This is a genomic window from Streptomyces paromomycinus, assembly GCF_003865155.1.
Classification (GTDB): domain Bacteria; phylum Actinomycetota; class Actinomycetes; order Streptomycetales; family Streptomycetaceae; genus Streptomyces; species Streptomyces chrestomyceticus.
Map to the genome: position 1 here is coordinate 941697 of NZ_BHZD01000001.1, position 23457 is coordinate 965153.

At 73.6% G+C, this 23457-nt stretch carries 4 protein-coding genes; all 4 read right to left on the reverse strand.

Features of this window, described 5'->3' with window-relative positions; translation table 11 throughout:
- Nucleotides 1-34 precede the first annotated feature (34 nt).
- The 4 genes from OEIGOIKO_RS03580 to OEIGOIKO_RS03595 are packed head-to-tail and all read right to left on the reverse strand — an operon-like array spanning nt 35 to nt 23417.
- Entirely contained in the window at nt 35-20269 is a 20235-nt protein-coding gene (locus OEIGOIKO_RS03580) for an SDR family NAD(P)-dependent oxidoreductase (RefSeq protein ID WP_125051765.1), read from the reverse strand.
- Nucleotides 20266-22257 (reverse strand): asparagine synthase (glutamine-hydrolyzing), encoded by a 1992-nt coding sequence (asnB, locus tag OEIGOIKO_RS03585; RefSeq protein WP_125051767.1) that lies wholly within the window; start codon nt 22255-22257, stop codon nt 20266-20268. Before asnB ends, OEIGOIKO_RS03580 begins: the two co-directional genes overlap by 4 nt.
- Nucleotides 22245-22535, reverse strand: a complete 291-nt coding sequence (locus OEIGOIKO_RS03590; RefSeq protein ID WP_125051769.1) for an acyl carrier protein — start codon at nt 22533-22535, stop codon at nt 22245-22247. The genes asnB and OEIGOIKO_RS03590 overlap by 13 nt, the downstream gene beginning before the upstream one ends.
- Nucleotides 22536-22538: 3 nt before the next feature.
- Nucleotides 22539-23417: an ACP S-malonyltransferase gene (locus tag OEIGOIKO_RS03595; protein WP_125051771.1), complete on the reverse strand. Its 879-nt coding sequence runs from the start codon at nt 23415-23417 to the stop codon at nt 22539-22541.
- Nucleotides 23418-23457: the final 40 nt, after the last annotated feature.

Consider the following 23457-nt stretch of genomic DNA (forward strand, 5'->3'; position numbering starts at 1 on the left):
GGGCAGGGCCGTCCCGGCGTGCCGTGCGGTGGCGTCACAGGTGCGCGGTGAGCCACTGGTGGACGGCGAGCGCGGTCGTCTCCGCGTGCTCGTCGAGCATCGAGAAGTGGTCGCCGGCCACCTCCACGCGGGCGTGCTCCAGCAGCCAGGCGGGCCTGCGGCCGTCTCCGAGCAGCTGGTCCACGGGGGTCCGCGCGGCCACGAAGAGGGTCGGTGTGGTCACCGGGCCCGGCCGCCAGCCGTCCAGCAGCTCCGCGTACCAGGCCATCGCGGTGAGCTGGTCGCCGTCCAGCGGCAGTTGGGGGAACCGGTCGAGCAGCAGGCGCGAGATCCCGGCCATCCGGTGGCACAGGGACTCGCCGGTCAGGTCCGCTCCGCCGGTCGAGCCGGGCGAGTCGAGCAGGACCAGTGCGGCCGGCGGGGCGCCCGCCGCCTCCAGGCGCCGTACGACCTCATGGGCCGGCCAGGCGCCGGAGGAGTACGCCGCGAGGGCGAACGGCTGTCCCGCGAACCGCCGCAGCAGGGCGTCGGCCTGTGCCGCCGCCGCGTCCGCCAGGGTCTGCGGCAGCGCGTCACCGGTCCCGTAGCCGGGCTGCCCGGCGGTCCACACCGCACGCCGGCCGCGGAGCGCGGCGGCGAACTTGACGTACTGGTACGGGCCCGTGGGGGCGATGAGGGACGGCAGGCAGACCAGCGCGGGCCGCTCCACGCCGTCCGCCAGCCGCAGGATCTCCGGCTCGTGGCCGGCCTCGGCGGAGGTGAACCGAGGCCGGAGCCGGGCCGCCGCGGTCAGCAGTTCGCTGCCCTGCTTGAGGCTGCCGTCCCGCGAGGCCGCCTGGAAGAGGGCGCTGACGGAATGCGCGGCGGGGGCCGCTTCCGGGGTGGCGTGGGCCGCTTCCCGGGCGGCGGGGGCGGGCGCGGTGGCGGAGGGCGCGGGCCCGGTGGTCGTCTCCTCCGCCGCCGGTTCCGGCCGCAGCCCGGCGACCAGCGCGTCCACGCGGTCGGCCGAGGCGGTCAGGAAGTGGGCGCACAGCTGGTCCACGGACTCGGCGTCGAACAGCAGCGTGGAGGAGACCTCGCCGAGGTCCTCGCGGAGCGCGTTGGTCAGTTGCAGGACGAGGATCGAGTCCATGCCGTACGTGCTGAGCGGCTGGGCGGCGTCGATGCGCTCGGCGGGAACGCCGAGGGTCTCGGCGGCCTTGTCGCGGAGGTAGGCGGCCAGGACCGCGGCGCGGTCGGCCCCGGTGGGGGCGGGAGCTGCCGCGGCGGGGAGGGCCGGTTCCGTACGGGCCGGCTCCTCACGGACGGGTTCCGTACGGGCCGGCTCCTCACGGACGGACTCCGTACGGACGAGCTCGGGCTGGGGCGCGGTCTCGGGCGCTGCCCGGTCCACCGTACGAGCCGTCTCCGTCACGGATGCCGCCGGTGTCACGGCAGCCACCGGCGCCGCCGAACGGCGCTCCGCCCCCACCACCCGCTGCCGGGCGATCCCGTCGCTCTCCGCGGCGATGATCTGCTGCCCCAGCTCCCGGGCCTGCGGCAGGACGAAGACGACCTCCGGGAAGCCTTCGCTGTGCAGCACGTCGCGCCAGCTCTCGGGCGACAGGGCGGGCGATCCGGGGATGCGCAGCGGGGCGTCCTCGAACAGCCACCAGCCTTCCAGCAGGCCGAAGGTGAGGTGGCTGAAGACGTCGAACGCCACCAGTTCGTTCAGCAGGAGCCAGCCGCCGTCGCGCAGGGCGGCCTTGGCGTTGCGCAGGGTGTTGCGGGTGTCGCGGGTGGCGTGCAGCACGTTGGCGGCGACGACCAGGTCGTAGCTGCCGGCTTCGATGCCCTGTCCGGACAGGGGCTGTTCGGCGTCGAAGCGGGTGCAGGAGAGGTAGGGCGCGTCGGGTCCGTAGGCGGTCCGTGCGTGGTTGAGGAACGCCTTGGACAGGTCGGTGTAGGTGTACGTCTCGATGTGGTCCCGGTACGGGCGCAGCGCGGCGAACAGGCCGACGCTCGTACCGCCGGTGCCCGCGCCGATCTCCAGGATGCGCAGGCGCGCGTCCGGGTTCTGGCGCAGCCGTTGGGCGACGATGTCCACGGCGGCGCCGGCCAGTGCGCGGTTGTAGGTGTCGGCGACCCGGTTGTCCCGGTAGCAGCCCTCGACCAGTTCGACGGAGCCGCGCGGGAAGAGGATGTCGGTGGGGCGGGTGCGGCCGGTCAGGATGTCGGGCAGGGCCCGCAGGGTGGCGTCGACCAGTTCCAGTTCGGCCTTCTTGTCGGGGTCGGCGGACCAGGCGGCGCGACGGTCGTCCCACTCGCGGAAGAGCGTGGTGAGCGGCGGGGCGGTGTCGGGCAGGACGCGCAGGGCGTGTTCGAGCCAGGTCGTGTAGCGGTCGAGGAGGCCGGCCTGCCGGGCGATCCGGCGGGCGTCGTCGCGGGTGACGCCGCCGGGGGGCGGGGTGTCCGGGCCGACGGCGCCGAGCGCTTCGAGGTGACCGCGGAGCATGCGGCCGAGCAGCGGGTCGCGTGCGGTGCGCCGCCAGTCGGCCACCGCGCGCAGGTTCGCGGCGTCACCCGCCAGGTCGTCCGCCGCGCCGACGGTCACGCGGGCCGCCGGGGACCGTCCGTAGACCGTGGTGCGGAGGGTGGGGTCGACGGCCTCCAGGGCGTCGGACCGGGTCAGCTTGGTGAAGCTGAGCTGCGGCTGCGGGCCGCCGAGGAGGGTGCCGAGCGCGTCCATGGCCTCGGGCGGCTCGATCGAGGCGAAACCCCAGCCGGTCATGCGCCGCCGGTGGTAGTCGGAGGACGCGCTGCCCAGGCTGCCCCACCAGCCCCAGTTCAGCACCTTGACCGGGCAGGTCCACTGCCGGGAGAGCTGGTGGGCGTACGCGTCGGCGAAGGTGCAGCCGGCCGCGTAGTTGCCCTGTCCCGCCGCGGTCGTGAAGGACTGGACCGAGGAGAAGAACACCGCGAAGTCCAGGGGCTCGCCGTGGAACACCTCGGCCATGGCCGCGCTCACGCCGACCTTGGCGGCCAGGCTCGTCCGCAGGGCGGCCTCGTCCATCTTGGCGAAGCTCTGGTCGCGCAGGACGAGGGCCGCCTGCACGACGCCGTGGATGTGCGGGTGGCGGGCCTTGATCTCGGCGTGGGCGCGGCGCAGCGCCACGGGGTCGGCGGCGTCGGCGGAGATGTAGCGCACGTCGCCACGGCCGCTGACGGTCCGCAGTTTGGCGTCCACCGACGCGTCGTGCGGGCTGCGGCCGATCCAGATGACGTGGGCGCCGTACCGTTCGACCAGGTGCTGGGTCCACGCGGTGCCCACGCCCCCGGCGCCGCCGATCACGACGTACACGCCGCCTTCGCGGTACGGGGCGGCCGGCGCGGGGCCGGCGTCGCACGGGGCCCAGCGGCGGACGAGCCACTGACCCGCGCGCCGTGCCCAGGTGTCGCCTCCGGAGTGGGCCGGGAGCGCGGCGACGGAGGCGAGCCAGGCGTCCGGCTCCTCCGGGGTGCCGTCGGGTTCGTCCAGGTCGACGCGCCGGACCGTCCAGTTGGTGTACTCGCGGCCGAGCGAGCCGAACAGGCCGTGCAGGCCCGCGTGGGCCGGGCGGATGTCCTCGGCCGCGTGGGTGGCCAGGCCGCGCCGGGTGACGAGGGTGATGCCGAGCGGCCGGGCGTCGTGGTCGGTACGGAGCAGGGCCTTGATCATGCGGAAGGCCGCGACGACGCCGTCCTCCTGGGCGGCCACGACGGCGGGCGCGTCGGTGAGTGCGGGCGCGGTGCCGGGGGCGAGCCACAGGAGGTGGCCGACGGGCCCGGCGGCGGCGAGGAACGAGGTGACCTCGTCGAGCGGCGCGGACGGGGCCAGGGGCCAGGCCGTGGCACGCGGGTGCCGGACGGCCACCGCGGCGCGCTCGGCGGCCGTACCGCCGACGACCAGGACCCGGTCGGTGCGGGACGGGACGGCCGTCTCCTCGCCGCCGTCCGTCTCCGTACCCGGCAGCGGCTCCCACACGGGCGCGAACAGGGACGGCAGCGGCTCCTTCACCCGGCGCGAGGTGTAGCCGGTCATCCGGACGCACACCGCCCCGTCGGCGTCGAGCAGGTCGATGTCGAGCTTGCTGAGGGCGCTCGCCGCGCCGTCGTCGGCGACGCGGACGACGGCCCACATGGAGTCCGCGCAGGGCGCGAAGAGTTCCAACCGCTCCAGCGCGAACGGCACCACCGTTTCGCGGGACGCCTCTCCCCCGGCCAGTTGCAGGGCGATCGACGCCTGCACGGCCGAGTCCATCAATGCCGGGTGCAGGACGTACGGCGTGGCGGGCCGGTCGGCGGCGTCGGGCATGCGCAGTTCGGCGAGGACCACGCCGTCGCCCGCGTAGGCCGCGCGGACCGCGCGCAGCGACGGGCCGTGGGTGATGCCCATCGCCACCAGCGCCGCGCTGATGCGCTCGGGGGTCACCGGGGTCGGGCACAGCGCGCGGAGCGCCGCGAGGTCGGTACGGGGCGGGCGCGGTGTGTCGGAGCGGCTGACGCGTCCTTCGGAGCAGACGGCGGGGCCGGCGGTCCCGGAGGTGACGCGGAAGGAGACGGTGTGCTCGTCCACCGGGGTGACGAGGACTTCGGCCTCGGTGGGCGTGCCGTCGGCGACGAGCGGCTGGACCCAGGTGATGTCCCGTATGCACAGCGGTGTCGCGGCGTCGGCGCCGAGTGCGTGCCGGGCCGTCTCGCGGGCCATCTCCAGGTGGGCGACGCCGGGCAGGACCCGCCGGCCGCCCACCGAGTGGTCGCGGAGGAGGGGTTCCTCGCCGGTCAGGACGGTCACGGTGCGCACCGCGCCGGCCGTGCCGGGCACGGGCGACGGCGTGCCCGCCGTGAGGGAGCCCGGCGCGGGCTCGGCGGGCTGTGCAACGGCAGGCCGCGCCGGCGCGGGCCGGAACGCTTCGGCCCGGGCGGGCGGGGTGTCCGTCGCCCAGTGGCTCTCCTTGGCGAACGGATACGTCGGCAGGGGCACGCGCAGGTAGGCGCCGGGCGTGAACAGCGCGCCGGGGTCGAGGTCCTGGCCCCGTACGTAGTGCTCGGCGAGGGACTTCAGACCGGCCAGAATCTCCTCGTCCGTACGGCCCGGCGCACCCTCGGTGCTGCTGCTGAGACGCACCGCGCCGTTACCGGAAGCGCCGGGGCCTCCCGTGAACGCGTGCGGCCCGTCGAGTCCTTCGTCCAGGACCCGCAGCAGTTCGGCACGGTCCCGTACCACGCAGGCGAAGCGGTGCGCGAAGTGCTCCCGGCCGACGACGAGCGTGTGGGCGAGGTCGCCGAGGTCCGGCGACGGCTCGCGACGGCAGTGCGCCGCCAGGCGCGTCAGCTGCTCGGCCAGCTGGTCGCGGGAGTGTGCGGACAGCACCACGAGGTGGCCCGGGGTCCGCGGACGCGGCCGGGAGCGCGGTACCGGCGGTGCCTCCTCGACGAGGACATGGGCGTTGGTGCCGCTGGCCCCGAAGGAGCTGACGGCGCCGAGGCGCGGGACGCCGGGCAGCGCCTGCCACGCGTGGGTGCGGGTGCTGAGGTAGAAGGGGCTGCCGTCCAGCGGTACGGCCTCGTTCGCCTTCTCGAAGTGCAGCGAGGCGGGGATCTGCCGGTGCCGCAGCGCGAGCAGGATCTTCAGTACTCCGGCCACGCCCGCCGCGAACTGGGTGTGCCCGAGGTTGGTCTTGAGCGAACCGAGCGCGCAGTAGCCGGTCTTGTCGGTGCTCGCCCGGAACGCCCGGGTCAGCGCGCCGAACTCGATGGGGTCGCCGAGCTTGGTGCCGGTGCCGTGCGCCTCCACGAGCTGGATGTGCCCGGCGTCGACGCCGAAGCCTTCGTACACCTCGCGCAGCAGGCTCTCCTGCGAGACGGAACTCGGGGCGGTGATGCCGTTGGTCGCGCCGTCGTGGTTGGTGCCGCAGCCGCGGATCACCCCGTGCACGTGGTCACCGTCGGCCAGCGCGTCGTCGAGCCGCTTGAGGACCAGCACACCGACGCCCTCGCCCGGCACGAAGCCGTCGGCGCGGTGGTCGAAGGTGTGGCAGCGCCCGGTCGGCGAGAGCATGTTGGCGCGCCCGGCCAGCTCGTACAGACGCGGTGTGGACTGGACGAAGACACCGCCCGCCAGGGCCAACTCGGTCTCGCCCGACCAGAGGTCCTTGCACGCGAGGTCGAGAGCGACGAGCGAGCTGGAGCACGACGTGTCGACGGCGACGGCCGGGCCCTTGAGGTTGAGGAAGTACGAGACCCGGCTCGGGATGAAGGAGGCGGTGTTGCCCCAGAACGCCTGGGCGGGGGCGTCCGCGCCGATCAGTTCGGCGTAATCGCCGTTCCAGCAGCCGACGTAGACACCGCAGCGGCGCTCGCTGAGCTGCCGGCCGGCGTAACCGGCGTCCTCCAGGGCCTTCCACGACTCCTCCAGCAGGAGCCGCTGCTGCGGGTCCATGGTGGCGGCCTCGACGCCCGAGATGTTGAAGAACAGCGGGTCGAACGCGTCGATACGGTCGAGGAAGCCGCCCCGGGTGCAGCGGCGCGCCGCGTCGGCCGGGTCGGGGCCGGCCAGGTCCCAGCGGGTGGCCTCGGTGACGAGCTCGTCGCCGTCGACCAGGTGCTGCCAGAGCTCGTCCAGCGTGTCGGAGCCGGCGAAGCGTCCGCTCATGCCCACGACGGCGACGGGGGGCCGGGAGTCGGCGGGTCCGGAGCGGCCGGGCCGGGGGCGGGTCATGGTGGCGGGTGCGGGGACGGTTGTGGATGCGGGGGCGGGTGTGGGAGCGGGGGCGGGTACCGGGGTGGCGGCGGCCGGTACCGGCGTGTCGGTGAACGTGATGGCGTCCCGGTGGTCGGTCAGCAGGTGGGCGGTGAGGCGGTCGGCCGAGCTGTGGTCGTAGATGACGCTGGTCGACAGGTCGAGGGCGAGTGCTTCGTTGAGTTCGTGGACGAGGCGGACGCCGAGGATGGAGTCGACGCCGTAGTCGGCGAAGGCGAGCGCGCCGTCGATCTCGTCCTCGCCCATGGCGAGGGCCCGCGCCAGCTTGTCCCGCACCACGCGGGCGACCCGCTCGTCCAAGGGCTCCGAAGGCACCGGGGATTCCGAGGGCTCCAGCGATGCCGAGGGCTCCAGGGATGCTGCGGATCCCGACGGCTCAGCGATCACCGGCTCGGAGGCCGGCGGCGGCACGGCGGGCAGGCCGCCCGGTGCGGCCTCCTCGCGCACCGGGTCGAGATCCGCGATCCAGTAGCGGTCCCGCGTGAACGGGTACGTCGGCAACGCGACCCGCCGGGGTGTGTCCGGCCCGTGCAGTACGCGCCAGTCGAGCGGTACCCCGCCGGTCCAGAGCGCGGCCAGCCGGTCCAGCTTCCCGGCCCGTACCCAGCGTTCGATCAGCAGTTCCTGGAGGTCGTCGTCGGCGGCCAGCTCCGCGAAGGCGCCTTGGGCGCTCCCGGCGGTGCCCCGGTGGACGCCCGGCACCGTGTCCGCGCCGTCGAGGTGGGCCAGCAGGGCGCCGCGCAGGTCCCGTACCGAGGACGCGACCACCGCGAGGCGTTCGGTCATGGCCTCGCGCCCCGTCTGGAGGGTGAAGGCGAGGGCGGCCGGGTCGGTGTCCGTAGCACTGTCGCTGCCGAGGTGGGCCACCAGGCGTTCGGCGGAGCGGCGCAGGTGCTCGGGGGTGCGGGCCGACAGGACGAAGAGCTGGTCGCGGCCGGCGGCCGTGGCCGGTGCGGGCCCGGCGCCGTACCGCTCGCCGAACTCCTCCACGACGACGTGGGCGTTCGAGCCGCCCGCGCCGAACGAGGAGACCGCCGCGATCCGCGGCCCTCCGGCCGTCTCCCACGGTGTCAGCTCGCGCTGTACGAAGAACGGCGTCTTCTCGAAGGCGATGTTCGGGTTGGGCTCCTCGGCGTGCAGGCTCGGCACGAGCTGCCGGTGCTGGAGCTGGAGCACGGCCTTGGTGAGCCCGGCGATGCCCGCCGCGGCCTCCAGGTGGCCGATCGCCGACTTCACCGAGCCGATCGCGCAGAACTGCCGGTCCGCCGTGTCCTGTTCGAAGGCGCTGGTCAGGCCCTTGATCTCGATCGGGTCGCCCAGTTCCGTACCGGTGCCGTGCGCCTCGACGCAGCTCACGTCCCGCGCCGTGACACCGGCGCGCTCCAGGGCGTCGCGCAGCAGTTCCGCCTGGGCGCGGGGGCTGGGCACCGTGTAGCCGTTGGACCGGCCGCCGTGGTTGATGCTGGTGCCCCGGACGACCGCGCGGATGTGGTCACCGTCGGCGAGGGCGCGCGAGAGCGGCTTGAGCAGGACGCAGCCGACGCCTTCGCCGGGGACGAAGCCGTCGCCGCCGCTGCCGAAGCTCCGGCAGCGGGCGTCGGTGGACAGCATCGTGGAACGGCACAGTTCGACGTAGTCGAGCGGGTGGAGGTACAGGTTCACGCCACCGGCGACGGCCATCTCGCAGGCCCCCTGGTGGAGGTGTTCGCACGCCTCGTGGATCGCGGTGAGCGACGCCGAGCACATGGTGTCGATGGTCAGGCTCGGCCCGCACAGGTCCAGGACGTACGACGTGCGGGCGCTGAGCGAGGCGAAGGACAGCGCGGGGACGACGGTCTCCCCCGAGGGGAGGCGTCCCGCGCCGTGCCGCCCGTGGCCGGTCTTGGTGACCCCGGCGAACACGCCGACGCGCCTGCCGTGCCGGCGCGCGATCTCCTCGCGGGAGTACCCGGCGTCCTCGAACACCTGCCACGCCGCCTGGAGGAACAGCCGCTCCTGCGGGTCCATGGCGTAGGCGTCCCGCGGTGCGATCCGGAAGTGCAGCGGGTCGAACGCGGCGAAGTCGTCCAGGAAGCCGCCCCACTTGCTGTAGCTGCGTCCGGTGGCGACCGCCTTCTCGCGGTCCGGCTCGAAGAAACCGTCCAGCGCCCAGCGGTCGGCGGGGATCTCCCCGACGCAGTCCCGCCCGGCCTTCAGGTTCTCCCAGAAGGCGGCGAGGTCGGCGGCCTGCGGGTAGCGGCCGCTCATACCGATGATCGCGATGGGTTCGCGGTCCGCGGGGGCGGCGGAGCGGGACGCGGGGGTGGCGGAGCTGGGCGCGGGGGCGGCGGAGCTGGGCGCAGGGGCGGCGTACGGCGCGGGAGTACGGTCCGTCACCGCCTCACCGGACGGCTCCGGGCCGGCCGTCGCCGGCGCACCGGCCCAGGCGCGGGCCGTCTCCGGGTGCTCGGCCGCCAGGTGTCCGGCGATCGCCCGCAGGGTCGGGAACTCGTAGAAGAGCGTCGTCGGTACGTCCGCGAACACGGCGGCCAGCTCCTTGTTCAACTGGACGATCAGGATCGAGTCGAGGCCCATCGCGCCCAGTTCCCCGTCGGCGTCCACGGCCCGCGCGGGGAGTTTGGTGACCCGGGCGAAGAGCGCGACCAGCAGGCGCAGGGTCTCGCGCGCGAGGCGCCCGTCCACCGGGGCCGTTGCCGCTGCTCCGGCCCGTGCCGGCGCCTGCGCGGCGGCGGTACGGCCCGAAGTCTCCGGCACCCGTGCCGCGTCACCGTGGTACACCCACACCTGCTCCGCGCCCAGGCGCCAGGCGCGGGTGAGCGCCGCGAGTCCGTCGGCCGTCTCCATGGGCGCCAGGCCGCGGCTGCGCCACAGGTGGGCGAGCGTGCCCGCGTCGACGGTCATCCCGCCGTCCTTCCACAGCGGCCAGGCGACCGACAGGGTGCGGCCCGCCCGCTCCCCCACCGCGACCCGCGCGTCGCGGAGCGCGGCGAACGCGTCGAGGAAGGCGTTGGCCGTGGCGTAGTCCGCCTGGCCCGGGTTGCCGGTGACCGCGGCGCCCGAGGAGAAGGTGAGGAAGAAGTCGAGCGGGTCGTGCCGGGTGGCCCGGTCGAGGTGGACCAGACCGTCGGTCTTCGGTGCGAGCACCTCCTCCCAGTCCTCGGCCGTCTTGCCGGTGAGCGAGGCGTCGCGCAGGACGCCGGCGGCGTGCACGACCCCGGACAGTTCTCCGGCGTGCTCCCGGACCCGGGTGAGGAGGTGGCGTACCTCCTCCCAGCGCGAGACGTCCGCGCTCTCGTAGCGGGCGGCGGCACCGGCGGCGCGCAGTTCGCCCAGGAGCGCTTCGATGCGGTCGTCCTGCGGCGACCTGCCGACGAGGACGAGCACCGGGTGTTCGACGTCCCGCGCGATGCGGCGGGCCACGGCCGCGCCGATACCGCCCGCGCCGCCGGTGATCAGGTATCCGCCGCCCGCGCGCCACGGCAGGTCCGCTGCGTCCGCCGGGGGCGCTGCCGGGTGCCAGGTCCGTACGGAGCGCTCGGCGCCCTCGTGGCGGACCAGGCCGGCGTCCGTTTCCCGGGCGTCCGCGACGACGGCGGCGGCCACGGCGTCATCCGTACGGACGCCACGGAAGGCGATCAACTGGCCTCTCAGAGCCGGGATTTCGAGGGAGGCAGTACGGAGCAGCCCGGCGAGCGCCAGGTTGACCGCCTCGTCGCCGTCCGCCGGTGTCACGACCTGGACGAGGGTGGTGCGGCCTCCGGGCGCGTCGGCGGCGATGTCCCGGACCATCGCGAAGACCTGCTGTGACACGTCCCTGAAGCGGCTGTCCAAGCGCTGCTTGGCCGACTCGACGGTCAAGCAGCGCACACCGGGCACGCTCCGCTCGACCGCACCGCGCGCGGAGGTGAGCGCGCCGCACAGGATCACGACGCGGTGGTCGGCGGCACCGCCGGCGTCGGTGCTCGACGGGGCCGGACGTGGGGTCCACCGCGGCGTCAGCAGTGTCGTACCGATCACGGGGCTGTCGTCGGGTGCCACCTCAGAGGACGCCACCTCAGGGGCAGCCACCTCAGCAGCTGCCTCGGAACGGGTTCCGGGTATCCAGTAGCGCCCGCGGGCGAACGGATACGTGGGCAGGTGGGCCCGCTTCGGTACGCGCGGCCCGTACAGCGCGCGCCAGTCGACGGCCGCACCTTCGGTCCAGCGCGCCAGCACCTGACTGCGCGCCGCCTCGCCCTCCGGCCGTTCCCCGCTGCTGACGAAGGTGCGCAGCTTGCCGATGAGTTCGCCGCGCGAGCGGACCACCCAGCCCACCCGCTCGGCCATCGCCTGGCGTCCCGCCTGGAGGGTCCAGGCGACCGAGCGGAGGCCGGCCGGGTCGGGGCCTTCGAGGTACGCGAGGAGGTTTCCCGCCGCCTCGGTCAGCTGCTGCGGCGTCCGTGCCGAGAGGGGCACGATCACGTCGGTGGTGTCGGTGGTGTCGGTGGCGTCCACTGTCTCGCTGGCCTCCGGGGCCTCGGTACCGGCATCGTCCTGCACGTATTCCTCCACCACGACATGGCAGTTGGCGCCGCCGAAGCCGAAGCTGCTCACGCCCGCGCGCCGGGGCGCGGGCCGGCCGTCCGCCGTGCGCGGGCGCGGCCACGGCTCGTTCTCGCGCACGATCCGGAACGGGCCGCCGTCGAGTTCGATGTACGGGTTGATCTCGCGGCAGTGCAGCGTCGCCGGGAGCACGCCGTGCCGCATCGCGAGGACGGTCTTCAGGAGCCCCGCGATACCGGCGGCCGCCTCCAGGTGTCCGATGTTCGTCTTGACCGATCCGAGTCCGCAGGCGGCCCGGCCGGTGGCGCCGAGCCTGCGGAACGCGGTCTGCAGGGCCCGTACCTCGACGGGGTCGCCCAGTGCGGTGCCCGTGCCGTGCGCCTCGATGTAGCCGACGGTGTCGGGGTCGGTGCCGCGCAGCGCCGTGGTGACCAGTTCGGCCTGGGCGTCGGCGTTCGGGGCGGTCAGCGAGTTGGCCCGGCCGCCGTGGTTCTCCGCGCTGCCGCGCAGCACCGCGAGGATCGCGTCCCCGTCCCGTTCGGCCGCGGCCAGCGGCTTGAGCACCACGGCGCCGACGCCTTCGCCGCGCACGTACCCGTCCGCGTCGCTCGCGAAGGTCTTGCACCGGCCGTCCGGGCTCAGCATCCCGGCGCGGTGCGCGCTGACGAAGGTGTCCACGCTGAGCAGCAGGTTGACCCCGCCGGCCACGGCCGCCTCGCAGGCGCCCGACCGGATGGCCTCGACGGCCCGGTGGACGGCGACCAGCGAGCTGGAGCAGGCGGTGTCGACCGGCTCGCTGGGCCCGCGCAGGTCCAGCACGTACGAGATGCGGTTGGCGAGCATCGAGTGGGCGTTGCCCGTCGAGGTGAACGCGTCCGGCTCCACCCCGTACGTCGTGAGCAGCGTCGCGTAGTCGGTGCCCGAGACGCCGAGGAACAGGCCGGTGTTCCGTGGCAGGTCGGAGGGTGTGTACGCGCTGTCCTCCAGTGCGCTCCAGACCGTTTCGAGGGCGAGGCGGTGCTGCGGGTCCATCAGCTCCGCCTCGCGCGGGTAGACGCGGAAGAACTCCGCGTCAAAGGCGTCCACGTCGTCCAGGACGCCGGCGTGCCGGGGGAAGTCGGCGGCCTCGGCGATGCGCCGGTACGTGGCGTCGTAGCGGTCCAGGGGGAAGGCGGTGACCGAGTCCCGGCCCGCGACGAGGTTGGCCCAGTAGGTGTCGAGGTCGGGCGCGCCGGGGAAGCGGCCCGCGGCGCCGATGACGGCGACGGGCTGCGGGAAGTCCGCGGGCGACGCGGGGGCGGGAGCCGGTGCGGTCCGTACCGAAGCCGTCGGCTCAGGGGTGACGGTGGCCGCCGGGGCGGTCCTCTCCGCCGTGCTCCCCGACCGCTCGTACGCGGCCCGCACGGGCTCCCCGTACTCCGCGACGAGGTGGCGGGCCAGCGCGTCGAAGGTGTTCACGTCGAAGAACGCGGCGGGCGTCACCTCGGCGCCGAACCGTTCGCCGATGAGCCGGGCGAAGGTGACGAAGGAGATCGAGTCGAAGCCGAAGGCGTCGAAGCCGGTGTGGGCGTCGAGTTCGGCCGGCTCGTACTTGAGGATGCCGGACGCCAGGGTCCGCAGCCCGGCGACGACGAAGGCGGTGAGGCCGTCGCCGGGAGCCCCGGGGTTCGCGCGTGGAACACGCTGCCGCTCGCGCGGTGCGTGCGGTACGTCGTCACGTGCGCCGCCGTCGTCCGCGCAGCTGACGCCCCCGCACTCCGCCAGCACCGCGCCGCTGCCGTCCAGCAGCCGGATCGTTCCCTCGAACGGCCCGTCGCCGGCCGGAGCGGGGTCCGGTACGAGGACGACGTGCGCCGCCTCGCCGTCGCCCGCCGCGCCGAGGACGCGCACTTCCGCGATCCGGTGCGGCCGTGTCTCCCGCCAGTCCGGCAGGCCGCGGTGCTTCGCGTCCAGCCGCAGGCCCTGGGTGACGGCCGTGAGGACGTGCGGGGCGAGGGTGACGTTGCGCCGTACGGTGTCGCGCCGCAGTTCCGGCGCGGTGACGTCCAGGACGAGCCGTCCGTCGGGCAGCCAGTACGCGCCCGTGACCCCGGAGAGCAGCGCCGGGTGGACGAGCCCGCCGTCGGCGAACTCCGCCCGGACCTCGTCCGCGTCGAGCACACGGACCGCGCTGCCGCGCAGGCCGGCGGGGGACGCGCCGCGCTCGGGCGGGCCCGCCTCCTGTGCGTCGTACGCCTCGAAGGCCGCGACGAGCGTACGGGCGCCGGAGGCGTCCTGCGCGAACACCGCGCCGGTCGCCGCGCCTTCGCCCGGGGGTTCGATCACCGTCGTGACCAGCCGCTCGGTGGTGTCCCAGGCGACCGGGGCGGGCATCCGCAGGCCGCGTACCACGGGGTCGGCCGCGAAGCCGGAGACCTTCGCCGCGGCGAGCGCCAGGTCGAGGGCGAAGGTGGGGACGACGCGGGGTTCCTTGTCCCGCTGGTAGCCGTAGTCGCCGAGGTCGTCCAGGTGCACGTCGAGGCCGTACCGCAGGCCGTCGAGATCGGACTCGTTGCGGCCGAGGAACGGGTGGAGCTTGTCGCGCAGGGCGAGCGGCGCGAGGACGGACGGCGCGCCGTCCTCCTGCGGCACCCAGCACCGCACCCGCTCGAACGGGTAGGCGGGCAGCGGGACGCGCCGCAGCCTGCGCGTCCCGGTCAGCCGGGCCCAGTCGACGCTCTTGCCGCCGGTCCAGGTCACGGCCAGTTCGCGGGCCTCCGCGGCGCGCGGGTCGTCGCTCGCCAGGGCCGCGTCGAGGTCGTCGTCCCCCGCGAGCCGGCGTTCGACGGCCCGCAGCGCTCCTTGGACGTCCTTGGCGAAGAAGGCCCAGCGGCGCGGCAGTTCGTTCTTGCCGACGCGCAGGGTGTGGGCGATCGACGGCAGATCGGCCGGGTCGGCCTGCTCCAGATACGTACGGAAGCGGACGAGGGACGACTCCAGCGCGCTGTCGGTCATCGCGGAGAAGACGAGGAGTTCGTCGCGGCCGTCGGTGGTGTCGTACGGGCGCGCGGCGGGGTCCGGGACGTGCTCCTCGATGATGATGTGCGAGTTCATGCCGCCCGCGCCGATGGAGGTGAGTCCGGCGCGCCGCGGGTGCACGACGGTGCGTCCGCCGTCCTCGGTGACGGCCGGTTCCCAGGGCGCGAGTTCGCGCTGCACGCGGAAGGGCGTGCCGGAGAAGTCGATGTCGGGGTTGAGTTCCGCGCTGTGCAGCGACGGGACGAGGGTGCGCTTGTCCAGTTGGAGGAGCACCTTCGCCAGGCCGACCATGCCGGCCGCGTGCAGCAGGTGCCCCATGTTGGACTTCACCGAGCCGAGGGCGCAGAACCCGGAGTCCTCCGTGTGCTTGCGGAAGGCGGTGGTCAGCGCCTTGACCTCGATGGGGTCGCCGAGCGACGTCCCCGAGCCGTGCCCTTCGACATAGCTGACCGTGCGGGCGTCGATCCCCGCGTCCTGGACCGCCTTGTCGATCGCGCGGGCCTGGGCGTGCGGGCTGGGGACGGTGAAGCCGTTGCGGGCGCCCGCGTTGGACAGGGCGGTGCCCTTGATGACGCCGTACACGTGGTCGCCGTCGCGTTCGGCCTCGGTGAGCGGTTTGAGGACGACGGCGCCGACGCCCTCGCCGAGGATCGTGCCGTCCGCGCCGAGCCCGAAGCTGCGGATCACGTCGGAGGTGGCGGTGGTGAAGTGCTCGTGCGAGGAGGTGACGAGGTTGTAGGGGTGCAGCAGCAGGTTGACGCCGCCGGCCACGGCCATCCGGCACTCGCCGGCGCGCAGCATCTGGACGGCCTGGTGCACACAGGTGGACGAGCCGGAGCACATCGTGTCGAGGAAGATCGACGGGCCGGTGAACCCGTAGAAGTACGACAGCATGTTGGGCAGCGTCCCGGTGTAGCTGCCGCTGGCGGGCGAGCCGCGCAGCAGGCTGTTCTGGAAGCCGTGCAGCCCGTAGTGGTTGCTCATGGCGCCGACGAGCACGCCCACGTCACCGTCGTACTGCCGCTGGAGGGTCTCACGGGAGTACCCCGCGTCCTCCAGGGCTTCCACGCCGGTCTGGAGAAAGAGGCGCACCTCCGGGGACATCAGTTCCGCGTCGCGCTTGGAGATGCGGAAGTAGCGCGGGTCGAACCGGTCGATGTCGCGCAGGAACGTGCCGGTGCGGATGGCGCTCTTGCCGGGGACCTCGCGGTCGGGGCTGTAGATCGCGTCGTGGTCCCAGCGGTCGCGCGGGACTTCTTCGAAGGTGTGGCGGCCTTCTTCGAGGAGCGTCCACAGCTCGTCGAGCGAGTCCGCGCCCGGGTAGGTGCCCGAGATGCCGATGACGGCGATGTCGTGGCGGTCGTCGCGGGCCGCACCGCCGTCGCGACCGTCGCGACCGTCGCGGGCGGGCGCGGCGGGCCGGGCCGGTGCGGGGCGCGTGAAGCGGGCGCGCGGGGCGGGCGGTGCGGCGGCCGCTGTCGCCTGCGTGCCGTCTCCGGCCTCCGGGCCGTCCGCCGCTTTCAGTACGGCCAGCAGCTTGTCGCGGTGCGTCCCGGCGAAGTACCCGGCGACGCCTTCGATCGTGAGGTACTCGAAGAAGATCGTTTTCGGCAGCTGTCCGAAGAGCGCTTCGAGGCGCGCGGTCATCTCCAGGATGCTGAGCGAGTCGATCCCGTACTCGACGAGGTTGACCGCCGGGTCCATCGCGGCGGGGTCGTGGTGGAGCACCTCGCTCAGGTGGTGCCTGAGCAGGTCGGCCGTGCGCTCCAGAAGTACGCCCTCGTCCAGCTCCGGGCCGGTCACGGGCTCACCGGACGTGACCGGTGCCGCCTCGGCCGCGGGCAGGCGGCGCTCAAGGCCGACGGTGGCGTCCGCACCGAAGGCGACGACGACGTGACTCGGGGCGTCGTCGTCCAGGACACGTCCCAGGACACGCAGCCCGTCCTCGGTCGGCAGGGGTTCCCAGCCGCGTTCCGCCCGCATCGTCGCGCGCGTCACGGCGTCGGCCGTCATGCCGCCGTCGGCCCACAGGGGCCAGCTCACGGCGGCGGTGCGGCCGGAGCGTTCCCCGACGCCGACGAGGGCCTGCCGGTGCTGCGCGAAGGCGTCCAGGAAGGCGTTGGCCGCGGCGTAGTCGGCCTGTCCGGAGTTCCCGTACACGCCCGCCACGGAGGAGAAGACGACGAAGAAGTCGAGCGCGAGGTCGCGGGTCGCGGCGTCGAGGTGCAGCGCGCCGCGCACCTTGGGCGCCGTCACCAGGGGAACGTCGGCGGCGTCCTTGTGCAGCAGGTACGCGTCGCGCAGGACGCCCGCGGCGTGCACGACGCCGTCGAGCCGGCCGTGCTCGCCGGTGATGGTGCGGACGGCGCGCTCCACGTCGTCCTTGCGGGCGATGTCGGCGGCCACGTAGTGCGCGTCGACACCGGCTTCGCGGAGTGCGGCGAGGGTGGTGTCGTCCGTCTCCGGGAGTTCCGTCCTGCCGCTCAGTACGACGGTGACGCCGGGGCGGCGCGCGAAGTACCGCGCCAGGTGCTGCCCGAGCCCGCCGAGGCCGCCGGTCACCCAATAGACGCCGCCTTCCTTCAGCGGCGGCACGCGCGGCCCCTCGCCGAGCGCGACGTCCTCGGGCCGCCATTCCTGGCGGGTGCCCTCCTCGGTGCGCCGGAGTTCGCAGGCGCCGTACGGGTCGGCGCCTTCTTCGGCGAGGAGGCGGGCGATGCGCTCGGGTGTGGCGGTGTCGAGTCCGGCGACGCGTACCAGGCGCCCGCCGACGAGCGGGTTCTCCAGGGCGGCGGTCCGGAAGAGGCCGGTGAGCGGCGCGTGGAAGTGCCGGGGCACCCGGTCGTCCACGAGGACGACGAAGCGGTGCGGCCGGTCCGGACGGGCGCCGAGTACGTCCCGCAGCTGTTCGACGAGGAGGCCGAGTACGGCGTCCACGCCGTCGGCGACCCGGTCGGCGGTGACGGCGGGCAGTGCGGTCACGGGGCTTCCGGCGGCGGTCGCGACCGCTGCGGCGTGGCCGGCGGCCCGCCCCGCGAGGAAGCCGTGCACCGTGGTGGTGCCGGGCCCGTCCGTGGTGGTGCCGGGCCCGTCCGTGGCGGGCGGCGCGTCCGCCCAGCGGCAGGTGCCCGCGACGACACGCGGCGCCGAGCCGTCGGCGGTGGGGGCGCCGGGCCGGGCGGACACGTCGTCGGCCGGCGCGGTGCGCTGCACCAGTCCCCGCAGGCGGGCGCCGACGACGCCCTCGGCGTCGCACAGGTCGATGTCGAAGGTGTCGGAGCCGCTGTCGCCGCTGCGCCGTATCCAGGCCCAGGTGCCGGAAGCGCAGGGCCGGTGGATGTCCACCTGGTCCAGCGTGAAGGGCAGCGCCGGGCCTGCGGCCGGGCCGGGCGCGGTGTGCGCCATCAGGACCAGGGTGGCCTGGAGGGCCGCGTCCAGCACGCTGGGCGGCAGGACGTGTCCGGTGCCCTCGTCGCCGGGGCGCGGCTGTTCGATCCGGACGAGCAGTTCCGTGTCACCCAGCCGGAGTTCGGTCATGCCGCGCATCGCGGGGCCGTACTGGAGGCCCTGTGCGCGCAGTGCGGCGTACGCGTCCGCGGGGTCGTGCGGGGTGGGGCAGGCCGCGCGCAGCGCGTCGAGGTCGAGGGCCGGCGGCTCCTCGGGGGCGTCCGTCTCGGCGGTGCCCCAGCAGTGGACGACGGCCGACGGGTCGTGTGCCGAGGGGCCCGTGTACACGGTGAGCGAGACGGTGCCGTCGGCGTCCTCCCCGGGGAAGAGTCCCACCTGCACCTCGGCGGGGGCGTCGGCCACGACCAGCGGGCGCAGCCACGCGATGTCGCGCAGGCGGACCGCCGGACCCGGGCCGGCGCCGTGTCCGACGGCCGCCGCCACCCCGGCCCGGAGCATCTCCAGGTACGCGGCGGCGGGCAGCACGCGGGCGCCGCGTACCTGGTGGGAGGCGAGGAAGGGCTCGTCGCCGGTGAAGGCGGAGGTGTAGCGCTGCTCGAAGAGGCTGGAGGTGTTGCGGTGGAGGAGCGGGTGCAGCGCCGGGCCTGCCCCCGTGTCCGGCGCGCCGTCCTCCGTGGGGACGCGGAACCAGTGGCGTTCGCGGGCGAACGGGTAGACGGGCAGCCGTACGCGTCGCGGGCGGGCGTTCTCGTCCCGCGTGGCGTACTCCGCCGCCCAGTCCTCGTCCGGGCCGCCTTCGGCCCAGCGCGTCGCGGTCTCCAGGAGCGCGGTCGCCTCGTCGGCCGCCGTCCCGGCGCCGGTGTGCACGGCGGAGTCGGCGAGCGTGCCGTCCAGGAAGGCGTCGAGGGACGCGGCCAGTTCGGCGCGGTCGCTCACCAGGAACGCGACGCGTGCGGCCATCGGTTCGCGGCCGGTCTGCAGGGTGTACGCGATGTCGGCGAGCCGCTGTGCGGGGCGCAGCCCGGCGGTGGGGCCGTCCTCGTCTTCCTCCTCCTGCGCGCGCAGGTGGCCGAGGAGGGCGCGGGCGACGGCGCGCAGCCGGTCGGGGGTCTTCGCGGAGAGCGGTACGAGGTGCGGGCCGCCGGGTTCGGCGTCCGGCGCGTCGTCGGCCGCGGGCAGGTGTTCCTCCAGCACCACGTGCGCGTTGGTGCCCCCGAAGCCGAAGGAGCTGACACCCGCGCGGCGCGGCGCCGCGCCGCCGTCGGGCGCGGGCGGCGGCGCGTCCCAGGGCTGGGTGCCGCGCACGATGCGGAACGGGCTGCCGTCGAGCTTGACCAGCTTGTTCTGCCGGGTGAAGTTGACCGTCGCGGGCAGCGTCCGGCAGGCGAGGGCGCCGATCACCTTGACCATCCCGGCGACGCCCGCGGCCCCTTCGAGGTGCCCGATGTTGGTCTTGACCGACCCGATGCCGCAGCTCTCCGGCCGCGGCTCGGTGCCGTGCGCGGCATGCAGGGCGCGGAACGCCCGCTTGAGCGCGACCACTTCGATCGGGTCGCCGACCGGGGTGCCCGGCCCGTGGGCCTCGATGTACGTCACCGAGTCGGGGCGGATGCCGGCGCTCGTGTAGAGCCCTTCGACGAGGTCCGCCTGCGCGGCCGGGTTGGTGACGGTCAGGGAGCTGGTGCGCCCGCCGTGGTTGGTGGCGATGCCCTTGATCACGGCGTGCACCTGGTCGCCGTCCGCCAGCGCCCGGGCGAGCGGCTTCAGCACGAGGACCGCGCCGCCCTCGCCCCGTACGTACCCGTCGGCGTCCTGGTCGAAGGCGCGCGAACGGCCGGTGCGCGAGAGCATGCCGGCCTGGCTGAAGGCGACGAAGTGCTTCGGCGACCAGACCAGGTTGACGCCGCCGGCCAGGGCGAGGCCGCACTCACCGTTGCGCAGCGCGGAGACCGCTTCGTAGACCGAGACCAGCGAGCTGGAGCACGCGGTGTCGTTGGTGATGCTCGGGCCCTGGAAGTCGAAGAAGTACGAGACGCGGTTGGCGATGACGGAATACGCGGTACCGGTGGGGAAGTACACGTCGGTGGGCGCCTTCTCGCGCTCCATGAGTTCCGCGTAGTCGGCGTGGCAGACGCCCATGAAGACACCGGTCCGGGTGCCCGCGAAGGCACTCGCCCGGTATCCGGCGTCCTCGATCGCCTGCCAGGAGAGTTCCAGCGCGAACCGCTGCTGCGGGTCCATGCTCTCGGCTTCCCGCGGCGAGATGCCGAAGAACGACGCGTCGAAGCGGTCGGCGTGCTCGATGAAGCCGCCCCAGACGCTGCTCGTGCGGTCGGTGCCGCTCTTCGGCTCGCCGAAATAGCGCTCCTTGGACCAGCGTTCGGGCGGTACCTCGGATATCAGTGACCGTCCCTCGACGAGATGGCCGAACAGCTCCGGAAGGTTCTCGGCGCCGGGAAAGCGGAGGGCGAGGCCGATGACCGCCACGTCGTCCGGGTGCGGGGACTGCGGGTCGCTCATCGGGTTCCTCCGGCGCTCAGCCGCGCCCGGCGGTGGTCCACGGTCGTACGCAGGTTGAGCGCGGCTTCGGATGGGGTTCCCATATACCTTTCCCGGTCGAGGACGAACTGCTGGTTGAGGACGGCGGTCGAGAGCAGGTAGACGAACGCCTGGTCCTCTTTGGTGCTGATCTGCTCGTCAGGGGTGGTCATGATCTTGTTGACGAGTTTTCTCGCGAAGACGGGATCGACGCAGTCGAGCCTGTCCAGCTCCGCGTCGGAGAGCAGCAGGTCGAGATAGTCGGGGCGCTGCTTCTTGAAGACGGCGGCCCCCGGCGCGCGATAGGGCTGTTTGGGCCGGGTCAGGCTCGATTCCGGCAGTTCGCCGCGGAACGCCTTCTTGAGGATCGCCTTCTCCTCGAATCCGTCGTCGAAGCGCAGATTCACCGAGGCGGCCGCGCGGACGACGGCCGGGTCGAGGAACGGGCAGCGGTTCTCGACACTGTGGGCCAGGCTCATGCGTTCCCCCTGCGTCGACAGGAGGTAGCCGGCCAGCAGCGTCTTGTATTCGAGCCACTGCGCCTTCTGCACCGGCGACAGGGCCGCGTACCGGGGGTCCGAGCGCACCATGGCGAGGAGGTCCGCGAACGGTTCGTCGCGTTCCTTCAGGAGCCGTACGGCGAAACGGCCGTTCTGGTAACGGAGTTCGTGGGAGAAGAGGCCCGGCAGGCTTTCGGTGGAGAACTGGCGGAACAGGCCGGTGAGGTGTTTGCGGTGCGCGGGGCCGAAATGCTCCAGCTCCGGGTAGAGGCCCGCGAGCCGGCGCTGCCGCTCGTCCTCGTCCAGGTCGTCCCAGGAGGCGCGCAGCAGCGTCTCGCGGAAGAGCGAATAGCCGAGGAACGCCTCGTCCGCCCCCTCGCCGCTGAGGACCGTCTTGATCCCGGCGTCCCGTACGTGGCGCGACAGCAGATACATCGGCACGAAGGCGGTGCGGAAGGCAGGGACTTCGGCGTGGTACACCGCCGCCTCGAACCCCTCGGCGATGTCCGCGCCGGTGACGGAGATGGCGGAGTGCCGTGTCCCGAGGTGATCGGCCACCACCCGCTGGCTGTCCGACTCGTCGAACGACGCCTCCTCGAACTGGACGGAGAAGGTGCGCACCTGGTGCGGCGAGAGGTCGGTGGCCAGCTTGGTGACGATGGACGAGTCGAGGCCGCCGCTGAGGTAGACGCCGACCTCGACGTCGCTGCGCAGGCGCAGTCCGACGCTGGTGCGCAGCGCCTCCCGGACGTGGGCGGCGGCCTCGGCCTCCGTGCCGGTGAACGCCGGGGCGTCGACCCGCAGTTCCTCGTACGTGCGCAGGCTGCGGCGGTCCCCGCGGACGGTCAGCACGCCGCCGACCGGGAGCTGGCGGATGCCCCGGAACGGGGTGCGGTCGGGCAGCGGGGTCCACAGGGCGTAGACGGAGGCCAGCTCGCGCGGGTCGAGGGCGAAACCGAAGCCGGGGAACGCGCGGAACGCCTTCATCTCGGACGCGAAGAGGAAGGCGCCACCGTGGTCGGTGTAGAACAGCGGGCGCTTGCCGTACCGGTCACGCGCGAGGACGAGGTCGCCCGAGTGCGCGTCCCGGATCGCGAGGGCGAAGGCCCCGTTGAAGCGCGGCAGGCACGCCTCGCCCCACTGGATCCAGGCCTGGAGCGCCACTTCGGTGTCGGAGTCGGTGCGAAACGGCCGGCCGAGCCGGCGCAGCTCCTCCCGCAGTTCGATGTGGTTGTACAGTTCACCGTTGAAGCAGATCCAGTACCGCTCGTCGGGATCCGCCATGGGCTGCGCGCCGGTGGCGAGCCCGACGATCGACAGGCGTACGGCTCCCATCGTGACGCCGTCGTCGAGGTAGTACCCGGCCTCGTCCGGGCCGCGGTGCCGGATGTGTCCCAGCATCGCGGTGATGACCCCGGGCACGTCGTCGGCCGGGAGCGCCGGGGCGATGAAGCCGGCTAGTCCGCACACGGTACGCCTCCTTGTCCGGCGCCCGCCCGGGCGCTCTTTTCGGCCACCCCCGCGACGAAGGCGTCGAGGTCCGCGAGCGAGACGAAGACGTTCGCGAGCAGGTCGTCGTCGGAGATCCGCAGCGCGAACTCGTCCTCGATGAAGGACATGAGCTGGATGTAGCCGAAGGAGTCGATGACTCCCGCCTTGAAGAGGTCCGTCTCGGCCGTCACCTCACCGCCGAACTCGACGAGGAAGCGCTCTTCGATGAATTGCTGGATCTTCTGCGTTCTGTTCATGACTCAGGTCCTGGGGTCGGGGAGAGAGGGCGGGGTGGCGGCGGTCCGGATCTTTTCCACCATGCGCAGCAGTGACTTTCCGCCCACCTCTTCGCAGACCGTTTCGGGGTCGGCGGAAAGGAGGTGGCGGACACTGTCCGTCCAGCGCACCGGTTCGACCAGTTGCGCGCTGAGCGTGGAAACGACGGCGCCCTTTTCGTACGGCCTTCCGGTGACGTTGGCGATGACGTCCACGTCCGGGTCGGCGAAGGTGAATTTCCGGAGGTACTCCTCGAATTCGGCGCGGGCGGACGCCATGTAACGGGAATGGAAGGGCGCGCTGACCCGGAGCGGCGCGAAGCGGACCTTCCTGCGTTGCAGCGCGGCATGGAGGGAGCTCAGCGGTCCGGCGGGACCGGCCACGACGATCTGCTCGTCGGTGTTGTACCCCGCCACGTCGACGCCGTCGATGCCGTCCTGCGCCATGATCTCGGCCAGCCGGGAGGCGGTCGTGTGCAGAACGGCGGTCATTCCGCCGCCGCTCGCCGCGGCCATGAGTTCGCCACGCTTCTTGACGAGCCTGAGACCCGTCTCGAAATCGAATACGCCCGCCGCCAGAAGGGCGTTGTATTCACCGAGACTGTGCCCGAGACAGCAGTCGGCCGGCCGGTCCTCGCGCCGGGTGCGTTCGAAGGTGTGCAGCGCGTTGACGGTGTACAGGGCGGGCTGGGTGTACCGCGTCTGCGAAAGCAGTCCGTCCGGGTCGTCGCGGCACAGTGCGACGAGGTCGTATTCCAGGAGGTCGCAGGCGAACCGGGTGAGACCGGGATACCGTCCGAAGACGTCCGCACCCATACCGCGGAACTGCGCCCCCTGGCCGGGGAAGAGGATCGCTGAGCGCACGGCACCCCTCAGGCGGTCGCGGGCCGGCGGGCGGCCGGGG

What these genes read in the sequence shown, in the direction of transcription:
- OEIGOIKO_RS03580 (WP_125051765.1), bottom strand. Translation starts at nt 20,269, where the DNA reads ATGAGCGACCCGCAGTCCCCGCACCCGGACGACGTGGCGGTCATCGGC.
- OEIGOIKO_RS03590 (WP_125051769.1), bottom strand. Translation starts at nt 22,535, where the DNA reads ATGAACAGAACGCAGAAGATCCAGCAATTCATCGAAGAGCGCTTCCTC.